General features: G+C 75.3%; 1 protein-coding gene and 1 pseudogene. Both read left to right on the top strand.

Annotated elements, in window-relative coordinates; translation table 11 throughout:
* Nucleotides 1-11,979, top strand: an 11,979-nt coding sequence (locus ACWD01_RS34770; protein ID WP_451167637.1) for a type I polyketide synthase, incomplete at its 5' end; no start/stop codon positions are given.
* 159 nt (nt 11,980-12,138) lie between these two features.
* Nucleotides 12,139-12,186 (top strand): annotated as a pseudogene (locus ACWD01_RS34765) (polyketide synthase docking domain-containing protein); the annotation flags it as partial.
* Between the last annotated feature and the right edge of the window lie 8 nt (nt 12,187-12,194).

Genomic DNA, 12,194 nt, shown 5'->3' with positions numbered 1-12,194 from the left:
GGTTCGGCGGGCCAGGGCAACTACGCCGCCGCCAACGTGTTCCTGGACGCGTTGGCCGCGCACCGCCGTGCTGAGGGTCTGCCCGCGCAGTCCCTCGCGTGGGGCGCGTGGGCGCCGACGGGCGGCATGACGGCGACACTCTCCGAGGCCGACCGTCAGCGCATCGCGTCCTCCGGGGTGCCGCCGCTCTCCGTCGAGCAGGGGCTGGCGCTCCTGGACGCGGCGATGGCCACCGACCTCCCCTACCTCGTCCCCCTCGGCCGCATGGCCGGCGCGGGCGCGCCCCGGATGCGCGGCGAGGTGCCCACCATGTTCCGCGGGCTGGTCCGCGGCGGCCGGCGGATGGCCGCCACCACCGCGGGCGGAGCCGGCACCGCCGTCGCACTCGCAGCCCGGCTGTGGGAGCTGCGCGAGGCCGACCGTATCCGTACCGTCGTGGACATCGTGCGTACCGAGGCCGCGTCCGTCCTGGGACACGCCTCGGCCCAGACCATCGGCGCGGACCGGGACTTCCACGACCTGGGGCTCGACTCCCTCACGGTGCTGGAACTGCGCAACCGGCTGACCGAGGCCACCGGCCTGCGGCTGCCCGCCACCCTTGTCTTCGACCACCCCACCCCCACCGCGCTCGCCGCCCACCTCCTCGCCGAACTGCTCGACGAGAGCGGCGAGGTGCGGCTGCCCGCCGCCGTGACCGCCGGGGTGGCCGACGACCCGATCGCCATCGTCGGCATGGCCTGCCGGCTGCCCGGAGGTATCGACACTCCCGAGGACCTGTGGGACCTGGTCCGCGACGGACGGGAAGGCATCGCCGACTTCCCCACCGACCGCGGCTGGGACCTGGACGCGCTGCTCGGCGCCGGTCATGGCCCGGACGGCCGGGGTCGCAGTGCCACCGCGAAGGGCGGATTCCTGCACGGGGTGGCCGAGTTCGACGCGGGCTTCTTCGGTATCTCGCCGCGTGAGGCCCTCGCCATGGACCCGCAGCAGCGGCTGCTGCTCGAGACGTCCTGGGAAGCCGTCGAGCGCGCCGCGATCGACCCGGCCACCCTGCGCGGCAGCGCGACCGGGGTGTTCGTCGGCACCGGCGGCCAGGACTACGTCACTCTCGTGATGAACTCTCCCGAGGACATCGAGGGGCACGCCAGTACGGGCCTCGCTGCCAGCGTCGTGTCCGGCCGCGTGGCGTACACCTTCGGGCTCGAAGGCCCGGCCGTCACCATCGACACCGCCTGCTCGTCCTCCCTGGTGGCGATGCACCTGGCCGCCCAGTCGCTGCGCAGCGGCGAGTCCTCGCTCGCCCTCGCCGGCGGTGTCACCGTGATGTCCTCCTCGATGGGCTTCCCCGGCTTCACCCGGCAGGGCGGCCTCGCCACCGACGGGCGCTGCAAGGCGTACGCGGACGCCGCCGACGGCACCGGCTGGTCCGAGGGCGTCGGCGTACTCGTCCTGGAACGGCTCTCGGACGCCCGCCGCAACGGGCACCGGGTCCTGGCGCTCGTACGTGGCTCCGCCATCAACCAGGACGGCGCCTCCAACGGCCTCACCGCGCCCAACGGGCCCGCCCAGCAACGCGTCATCCGGCAGGCCCTCGCCAACGCGGGTCTGACGGCCGACGACGTCGACGTCGTCGAAGGACACGGCACCGGCACCACTCTCGGCGACCCGATCGAGGCGCAGGCCCTGCTGGCCACCTACGGCCGGGACCGCGACCCCGAGCGGCCGCTCCTGCTCGGCTCGCTCAAGTCCAACATCGGGCACACGCAGGCCGCGGCCGGTGTCGCCGGTGTGATCAAAATGGTCATGGCCATGAGCCACGACGCCGTGCCGCGCACCCTGCACGTGGACGCGCCCTCCACGCACGTCGACTGGTCCGCCGGTGACGTACGGCTGCTCACGGAGGCCGCGCCGTGGCCGGCCGTCGACCGGCCGCGCCGGGCCGCCGTGTCGGCGTTCGGGATCAGCGGCACCAACGCGCACACGATCATCGAGCAGGCCCCGGCAGTCGAGACACCGGCGGAGGAGCCCGCCGGGCCGCTGCCCTCCGTCGTGCCGTGGGTGGTGTCCGGCAAGTCCGAGGCCGCGCTGGCCATGCAGTGCGACCGGCTGGCGTCGCTGCTCGCCGAGGAGCCGGCGCTCGACGTGGCGTACTCGCTCGCGGCGGGACGCGGCACGTTCGAGCACCGGGCCGTGCTGGTGGACGGTGCCGAGATCGCCCGCGGGACGGCTGCGGAGAGCCGGGTCGCCGCCGTGCTGTTCTCCGGGCAGGGCTCCCAACGGCTGGGCATGGGAGGGGAGTTGTACGAACGCTTCCCGGTGTTCGCGGGGGCCTTCGACGCCGTGTGCGCGGCTCTGGACGAGCACCTCGACCGTCCGGTCCGTACGGTCGTGTGGGGCGAGGACGAGGGCGAGGCCGAGGACGCGCTGAACGGTACGGCGTACGCCCAGGCGGGCCTGTTCGCCGTCGAGGTGGCGCTGTTCCGGCTGGTCGAATCGCTGGGAGTGCGGGCCGAGTTCGTGGCCGGCCACTCGGTGGGCGAGATCGCCGCCGCGCACGTCGCCGGGGTGTTCGGGCTCGCCGACGCGTGTGCCCTCGTGGCGGCGCGCGGCCGGCTGATGCAGGCCCTGCCCGAGGGCGGCGCCATGCTCGCCGTACACGCGACACCGGACGAGGTGCGGCCGCTGCTCGACACCGGCACGGTGTCGATCGCGGCGGTCAACGGGCCGTCGTCGGTGGTCGTCTCCGGCGAGGCGGACGCCGTCGCACGGATCGGTGCGCACTTCGAGGCGGACGGCCGCAAGGTCACCCGGCTGCGGGTGTCGCACGCCTTCCACTCGCCGCTGATGGATCCGATGCTGGACGAGTTCCGGGCCGTGGCGGCCCGGATCTCCTTCGCCGAGCCGCAACTCGCGCTCGTGTCGAATCTGACCGGTAGGATCGCGGGACCGGACCTCGTCCGCACCCCCGACTACTGGGTGCGGCACGTCCGCGAGACCGTCCGTTTCGCCGACGGGATCGGCGCGCTGCGCGAGGCCGGGGTCTCCGCCTTCCTGGAACTGGGCCCCGACGGCATCCTCACCGCCGCCACCCGCACCGCCCTCGGAGCCCACGGCGAGACCTGCGTCGCCGTGCCCGCGCTGCGCGCGGGGCGGCCGGAGGAGCGGACGCTGGTCGAAGGGCTCGCCCGGCTGCACATCAGCGGGGTGGGCGTCGACTGGACGCGGCTCTTCGACGGCACCGCCGCCCGGTCCGTCGACCTGCCCACGTACGCCTTCCAGCGAGCCCGCCACTGGCCGCAGACGGGGTCCACCGTACGGCCCGCCGGTTCGGCCGATTCCGGTTCCGGCGACGCGGACTTCTGGGCGGCCGTCGAGGGCGAGGACCTGGCCGCCCTGGCCACCGACCTGGACGTGGACGGCGAGGCGCTCGGCGCCGTACTGCCCGCGCTCTCCAACTGGCGCCGCCACCGCCGCGACCAGTCGCTCCTCGACGCCCTGAGGTTCCACGAGGCGTGGCAGCCGAAGAGCGAGGTGACGGGCGGAAAGCTCGCCGGGACCTGGCTCGTGGTCACGCCCGGCGGGGACGCGGACGAGGACTGGGCGGCCACGGTCCGGGAGGCGGCCGGGCCCGAGGCCCTGCACCTGACCGTCGACCCGGCGCTCGACCGGACCGCACTGGCCGCCCTGCTCGCACAACTTCCCGCTCCCGTCGCCGGGTTCACGGGCGTACTGGCGCTGCCCGCACCGGCCGGGGCCGCCGTCGCGGCGACCACCGTGCTCTTCCAGGCCCTCGCCGACGCCGGGATCACGGCGCCCCTGTGGTGCGTGACCCGAGGCGCGGTCGCCGTGGCCAGGACCGAGGACCTGCCCGCACCGGAGCAGGCCGGCACCTGGGGGCTCGGCCGGGTGGCCGCTCTGGAACACCCGCAGCGCTGGGGTGGGCTCATCGACCTGCCCGACACCGTCACCACCCGGGCCGCTCGGCGGCTCGGCGCCGTCCTGGCCGGACTCGACGGCGAGGACCAGATCGCGGTCCGCGACTCCGCCGTGTACGTACGACGGCTGGTGCCCGCGCCCGCCGGTTCCCCGGACGCGGGCTGGCAGCCCGCCGCCGCCGACCCCGACGGCACGGTGCTGATCACCGGCGGCACCGGCGGCCGGGGCAGCCGCACCGCCCGCTGGCTCGCGGCCGCGGGCGTACGCCACCTGCTGCTCGTCGGCCGCCGCGGCCCCGACGCACCCGGCAGTGACGCACTCGTCGCCGAGCTGCGCGCACTGGGGGCCGAAGCCACCGTCGTGGCCTGCGACACCGCCGACCCGGACGCGCTCACCGGCGTGCTCGCGGCCGTGCCCGCCGAGCACCCGCTCACGGCCGTGGTCCACGCGGCGGCCGCCGTCGACGACGGCGTACTGGACGACCTGACCCCGGAGCGGCTGACGGTCGTACACCGGGCCAAGGCGCTGACGGCACTCCACCTGGACGAGCTGACGCGCGGACTCGACCTGTCGGCGTTCGTGCTCTTCTCGTCCGTGGCCGGCGCCGTCGGCACCCCCGGCCGGGCGGCCGTCGCCGCAGCGAACGCCGTCCTCGACGCGCTCGCCCAGCAGCGCCACGCGCGCGGCCTGCCCGCGACGTCGCTGGCCTGGGGGGCGTGGATGGACGGCGAACCCCCGGTGGACGGCGCGGGGATGGACGTCACCGGCGCGGACGGCGTCACCGACATGAGCGCTCCGGGGGCGGACCGGGAACCCGCCGTCGACCGTGCCGGGGCGGACGGCGTCACCGCAGTGGACGGCACCGGCGCGGACGCCGACACCGCTGCAGCCGGCGCCCGCGCCGACCGCGGCGACCGCGGCGCCCGCCGTGCCGCCGTACCCGCCGTGCACCCCGAACTGGCGCTCGCCGCACTGCGGCAGGCCGTCACCCGGCCCGCCCCGACCCTGATCGTGCTCGACCTGCGCCAGCCGCAGATCCTCGACACCCTCGTCGGACTGCGCGGCAACCCGCTGCTGGCCGGACTCCCGGCCGCCCGGCAGGCCCTCGCCGACGCGGCGACGGCACGCGAGGACATCACCTCGCAGGCACACGAACTCACCCTGCGGCTGCGGGCGCTGTCCGCCGCCGAACGCCGCACCCTCGTCACCGACCTGGTCCGCACCCACGTCGCGGCGGTCCTCGGGCACAGCGGCAAGGCGGCCGTGCCCGCCGACCGCAAGTTCCGCGACCTCGGGTTCGACTCGCTCACCGCCGTCGAACTGCCCGCCCGACTCAACCTCGCCACCGGCCTGAAGCTCTCCGCCACGGCCGTCTTCGACTACCCGACCGCCACCGGCCTCGCCGAGCACCTGCTCGCCGAACTCCTCGACGAACAACGGCCGGACGGCGCGCCGGCCGACGCACCCCGGGCCGCCCTCGACGACGACCCGATCGCCATCGTCGGCATGGCCTGCCGGCTGCCCGGCGGGGTCCGCAGCCCCGAGGAGCTGTGGCAGCTGGTCTCCACCGGCGGCGACGGTATCGCGCCGTTCCCCACCGACCGGGGCTGGGACCTGAAGACCCTCGGCGCGGGCGACCGCGACGGGCGCGGCCGCAGCGCCACCCTGGAAGCCGGATTCGTGGCCGGCGTCGCCGACTTCGACGCGGGCTTCTTCGGGATCTCCCCGCGCGAGGCGCTCGCCATGGACCCGCAGCAGCGGCTGCTGCTCGAAACGTCATGGGAAGCCGTGGAGCGAGCCGGCATCGCGCCGGACTCCCTGAGCGGCAGCCGCACCGGAGTCTTCGTCGGCACCAGCGGCCTCGACTACGCGACGCTGATGATGAGCTCCCGCGAGGACATCGGCGGCCACGCCGGCACCGGCCTCGCCTCCAGTGTGCTGTCCGGGCGCATCTCGTACACCCTCGGCCTCGAAGGGCCGGCCGTCACCGTAGACACCGCCTGCTCCTCCTCGCTGGTGGCCCTGCACTCGGCCGCGCAGGCGCTGCGGGCCGGCGAGTGTTCGCTCGCCCTGGCCGGCGGCGTCACCGTGATGGCCACCCCCGTCGGCTTCGCGGGCATGACCATCCAGGGCGGCCTCGCCGCCGACGGGCGCTGCAAGGCGTACTCGGACGCCGCCGACGGCACCAACTGGTCCGAGGGCGTAGGCATGCTCGTCCTCGAACGTCTCTCCGACGCCCGTGCCCACGGGCACGAGGTCCTGGCGGTCGTACGCGGCTCCGCCGTCAACCAGGACGGCGCGTCCAACGGGATCACCGCCCCCAACGGGCCCTCCCAGCAGCGCGTCATCCGCCAGGCCCTCGCCGCGGGCGGACTGACCCCCGCCGACGTCGACGCCGTCGAAGGACACGGCACCGGCACCACTCTCGGCGACCCCATCGAGGCGCAGGCCCTGCTGGCCACCTACGGCCGGGACCGCGACCCCGAGCGGCCGCTGCTGCTGGGCTCGCTGAAGTCGAACATCGGACACGCGCAGGCCGCCGCCGGCGTGGCCGGCGTGATCAAGACCGTCCTGGCGCTGCGGCACGGCGTCCTGCCCAAGTCCCTGCACCTCGACGAGCCTTCGACCCACGTCGACTGGACCGCCGGGGCGATCGACCTGCTCACCGAGGCCCGGCCGTGGCCGCGGACGGACCGCCCTCGCAGGGCGGGCGTGTCCTCGTTCGGCATCAGCGGCACCAACGCCCACGCGATCATCGAGCAGGCCCCGCCCGCCGAGGCCGCCGCCCCGTCGCCCGAGGCGCCGCCCGTGACGGCCACCGCCGTGCCGTGGCTCGTGTCCGGCGCCACCCCCGCGGCCCTGGAGGAGCAGCTCGCCCGCCTGACCGCGGACGCCGAGGGCCGCGACCCGCTCGACGTCGGCCACTCCCTCGTGACCACCCGCACCATCCTCGCGCACCGCGCCGTACTCGTCGACGGCGTGGAGGTCGCCCGCGGCGAGGCCGCCGCTCACACCGCCGCCTTCCTGTTCTCCGGGCAGGGCGCGCAACGCCTCGGCATGGGCCGCGAACTCCACATCCGTTTCCCGGTGTTCGCCGACGCCTTCGACGCCGTGTGCGCGGAACTCGACCCGCGGCTGGAACGGCCGCTGCGCGAGGTGATCTGGGGAACCGACGCCGAAGCGGCCGACCGGACGGCGTACGCGCAGACCGGACTGTTCGCCGTGGAGGTGGCCCTGTTCCGGCTGCTCGCCTCGCTGGGCGTCCGCCCGGAGTTCGTCGCAGGACACTCCGTCGGAGAGATCGCCGCCGCCCACGTGGCCGGGGTGTTCTCGCTGGCCGACGCGTGCGCGCTGGTGGCGGCCCGCGGGCGGCTGATGCAGGCCCTGCCCGAGGGCGGCGCGATGCTCGCGGTCCAGGCGACCGAGGACGAAGTCCGTCCGCTGCTGGGGGAGTCGGTGTCCTTCGCGGCGGTCAACGGCCCGTCCGCCGTGGTCGTGTCCGGCGCGACCGGGGAAGTGGAGTCCGTACGGGCCCACTTCGAGGAGCTGGGCCGCAAGACGACCCGGCTGCGGGTCTCGCACGCCTTCCACTCGCCGCTGATGGACCCGATGCTGGACGAGTTCCGGGCAGTCGTCGCCACTCTCGCCGTCGCCGAGCCCGGCATCCCCCTCGTCTCCACGCTCACCGGCGCCACGGCCTCGGCCGACCAGCTCCGCGACCCCGAGTACTGGGTGCGGCACGTCCGCGAGACCGTCCGTTTCGCCGACGCCGTACGCGCCCTGCGTGAGGCCGGGGCCTCCGCCTTCCTGGAGATCGGCCCCGACGGCACCCTCGCCGCCCTGGCCCCGCAGAGCCTCGGCGACGACGCCGGCCACTGCGTCTGCGTGCCCGCCCTGCGGTCCGCCAGGCCAGAGGAGAGCGCCCTGGTCACCGCCTTGGCCGGGCTGCACGTCACCGGCGTGGCCGTCGACTGGGCGCGGATCTTCGACGGCACCGGCGCCCGCCGCACCCCGCTGCCCACCTACGCCTTCCAGCACGAGCGGTACTGGCCGCGCCCCGCGCCCCTTACCGGTGACGTGACCTCGGCGGGCCTCGTGCCGGCCGAACACCCGCTGCTCGGCGCGGCCGTCCCGCTCGCCGGCGCCGACGGCCTGCTGTTCACCAGCAGGCTCTCGCTCCGCGTCCACCCGTGGCTGCTCGACCACCAGGTCGACGGCGCCGCCCGCTTCCCGGACGCCGCGTTCCTCGAACTCGCCATCCAGGCCGGCGACCAGGCCGGCTGCGGGCACCTCAGGGAGTTCGCCGTCACGGCGCCGCTGCCGCTCGACGGCGGGGCCGAACCGGTCATCCAGGTGTGGGTCGGCGCGCCCGACGACGACACCGGTGACCGTACGGTCGCCTGCTACGCGCGCCCCGGCGACGCGGCGCCCGACGAGCCGTGGATCCGGCACGCCGCCGGCACCCTGACCGCACGGCCGTTCACCGCGCCGCCGGCCCCGCCGATGTGGCCGCCGGCCGGCGCCGCCGCCGTCGACCTCGACGGCTTCTACGGCGAAGGCGCACCTGGGCCCGTCTTCCAGGGCCTGACCGCCGCCTGGACGCACGGCGACGAGGTGTTCGCCGAAGTGCGGCTGTCCGGCGAAGCCGCCGACGACGCCCGGTACTTCGGCCTGCACCCGGCCCTGTCCGCCGCGGCCCTGCACGGCGCCGTCCTGCTCGGCCTCGGCGCCGACGACCGGCTGCCGCAGCCGCGGGCCTGGCGGGACCTCACCCTCCACGCGGGCGGCGCCTCGCTGCTGCGGGTCCGGCTGACCCGGTCCGGCGAGGACACGGTCGTCATCGGCGCGTACGACGCCGAAGGCGCCCCCGTGCTGTCCGCCGCGTCGGTCGCCCTGGCCGCCAACGAGACCGACGCGGGCGGGGCCCGGCCGGTCGAACGCGAGCCGCTTTTCCACGTGGAGTGGGTCCCCGCCGACACGGAGGCCGCGCCCACCCGGGAGCCGCGAGCCGTCGCGCTCGGAGCCAGCGACCCGTACGGTCTCGGCGCCCGCGCCGCCACCCTCGCCGGCCTGTCCGAACTCGCCTCGCCGGACGGGGATATGCCGGACCTGGTCGTCGTACCGCTGCCCGACCGCACCGGCGGCGACACGCCGGAAACCGTACAGACGGGGGACGTGCTCGAAGCCGTAGACACGAGCGACGTGCCCGCGGCCGTCCACGCGCTGACGGGGCAGGTACTGGCCCTGGTGCAGGAGTGGCTCGGCGGGGAGCGGTTCGCCGCCTCCCGGCTCGTCTTCGTCACCCGCCGGGCGATCCGCGCCGCCGACGGCGACACCGTCACCGACCTCGCGGGCGGAGCCGCCTGGGGCCTGGCGCGCTCGGCGAACTCCGAGCACCCTGACCGGTTCGTCCTCCTCGACACCGAGAAGGACACCGACGTCGCCGGTGCCCTCGCCCGGCTCTCCGCGCCCCTCGCCGCGGGCGAGGCGCAGTTCGCCGTACGCGCACAGACACTGCACGTCGGCCGGCTCGCCCGGCTCGCCACGGCCCCCAGTCTGCTGCCGCCCGCCGGAGCGGGATGGCGGCTGGCCCTGCCCGGCGGCGGCGCCGCCGCTGACCTGCGGCTGGAACCCTGGTCCGACGCACTGCGGCCGCTCACTGAAGGCGAGGTACGCGTCACCGTCGTGGCCGCCGGACTCACCGGCGACGCCGCCGACGGACCGGCCGCCCGCATTGCCGGCACCGTCGGCGAGACCGGACCCGGCGTGACCGGTCTGCGGACCGGTGACCGTGTGATGAGCGTGGAACCGGTCGCCGTCGGCCCCGTCGCGGTCCTGCGGCAGCACGAACTCGTCCCCGTCCCCGACAGCCGGACCTGGGCGCAGGCAGCCGCCGCCCCGGCCGGCGTGGCCGCCGCCCACGACATCCGGCACGCCCGGACCGCCCTGCGCGACCGCACCCCCGAGGACGGGCCCCTGAACGGCACGGTGCTCACCCTGCCGCCCGCCTGGAACCCCGAGGGCACGGTCCTCATCACCGGCGGCACCGGCGCCCTCGGCCGCCACCTCGCCCGCAGGCTGGCCGCCCGCGGCGTCCGGCACCTGCTGCTCACCAGCCGGCGCGGCCCGGCCGCACCTGGCGCCGCCGAACTGGCCGTCGAGCTCGAGGCGCTGGGCGTCACCGTCACCGTCGCCGCCTGCGACACCGCTGACCGCCCGGCCGCGGCCCGCCTGATCGAAGGCATCCCGGCCGCGCACCCGCTCACCGCCGTGATCCACACGGCCGGTGTGCTCGACGACGGCATCATCACCTCCCTGACCCCCGCCCGGCTGTCGGACGTCCTGCGGCCGAAGGTCGACGCGGCCTGGAACCTGCACGAGGCCACGCGCGGGCTCCCGCTCGCCGCCTTCGTCACGTTCTCCTCCATCGCCGGCGTCATGGGCAGCCCCGGCCAGGGCAACTACGCCGCCGCCAACTCCTTCCTCGACACCCTCGCCGAGCACCGCACGGCCCTCGGGCTGCCCGGCACCTCCCTGGCCTGGGGGCCCTGGGTCCAGGACGACGGCATGACGAGCGAACTCAGCGACACCGACATGCGGCGCATGCAGTCCGGCGGCATGCCCCCGCTCTCCATCGACCAGGGACTCACCCTGTTCGAGACCGCCCTCGGCTCGGCCGAACCGCTCGTCATCCCGATCGGACTGACCGGCGCCGGGATGCGCCCCCAGGGCGAAGTCCCGCCGCTGTTCCGCGGACTGGTCCGCACCGCCCGGCGCACCGCGACCAACACGGCCGGCGGCAAGGACGCCACCGCCGACCTCACCCGCCGGCTCCTCGCGCTCAGCGAGAAGGACCGCCTGCGCCACCTCACCGACCTGGTACGCACCGAGGCCGCGACCGTGCTCGGCCACGTCTCCGCCGACGCAGTCGAGGCCGACCGGGACTTCTACGAGCTCGGCTTCGACTCGCTGACCGCCGTCGAACTGCGCAACAAGATCGCCGCCGGCACCGGCCTGAGGCTGTCCGCCACGGTCGTCTTCGACAACAAGACCCCCGCCGACCTCGCCCGCTGGCTGCGCGGCGAACTCGCCCAGCAGACCCCGGCCGAGAACACCACGGGCGTCGGCGCAACCCTCGCCCTCGCACCCGGCGAGTCCGAACCCGGCTCCCTGGAACGGCTGTTCACCGACGCCCTCGCCGCCGGCAAGGTCACCGAGTCGCAGCGCATGCTGGCCGCCGTGGCCGCACTGCGGCCCACCTTCGAGGCCTCGGCCGAACTGGAGGACCTGCCCCACGCGTCCGCGCTCTCCGACGGCCCGGCCGCCCCGAAACTGATCTGCGTCAGCGCGCCCACCGCCAACGCGGGCGTCCACCAGTACGCCCGGCTCGCCGCACACTTCCGCGGCAGCCGCCCGGTGGCGGCGCTGCCCCTGGTCGGCTTCGAGACCGGGGAACGGCTGCCCGCCACCCCGGAGGTCGCCACCCGGGTGATCGCCGAGAGCGCCCTGCGGGAGGCAGACGGCAAACCGTTCGTCCTCGTCGGCCACTCCTCCGGCGGCTCCTTCGCCTACGCGGCGGCCGGACTGCTGGAGCACACCTGGGGCATCAGGCCCGCCGGTGTGGTGCTCCTCGACACCTACAGCTTCCAGCACAACGACGGCGAAGGCGTCGACTACCAGGGCATGATGCGCCTCAACTTCGCCAACGCGGGCATGCCGGCCGGGTCGGCCGAGGGCTCGGTGGTCAGGCTCACCAGTGCCCGGCTGTCCGCCATGGGACGCTGGATGGTCCTCCTCAGCCGCCTCCAGGTGCAGCACACCAGCGCCCCCGTACTGCTGGTGAAGTGCGCCAAGCAGCTGTTCGGAGCCGACGACCGGCCGATCGAGGAGCAGCCGTCGGCGCAGAGCGCGCCCCTGGTCCCCGGAGCGCACGAGCGGCCTGTGGAAGCCGACCACCTGTCGATGATCCGCGAGGACTCGGCGCAGACCGCACAGATCATGGAGGAGTGGCTCGCCGCGCACGCGCGGACCGACCGCGGCTGACCTCCACCCGACCGGCGCGCACCGGACACCCCTCCCCCAGGGTGTCCGGTGCGCCTCCGCGTTCCGCCGCTGCTCCACGCCTCTAGGGGATTTCGCAGTCCGTGCTGGTGAGACTGGGCGGGAACCCCCGGCATCTCACCTCGAGAGGTTGACATCCTGATGTCGAACGAGCAGAAGCTTCGCGATTATCTGAAGCGGGCCATCGCGGACCTTGA

This window comes from Streptomyces sp. NPDC002835, from assembly GCF_053591995.1.
The sequence above is the reverse complement of the archived record's forward strand: the minus strand, read 5'-3'. Positions and strand labels throughout refer to the sequence as shown.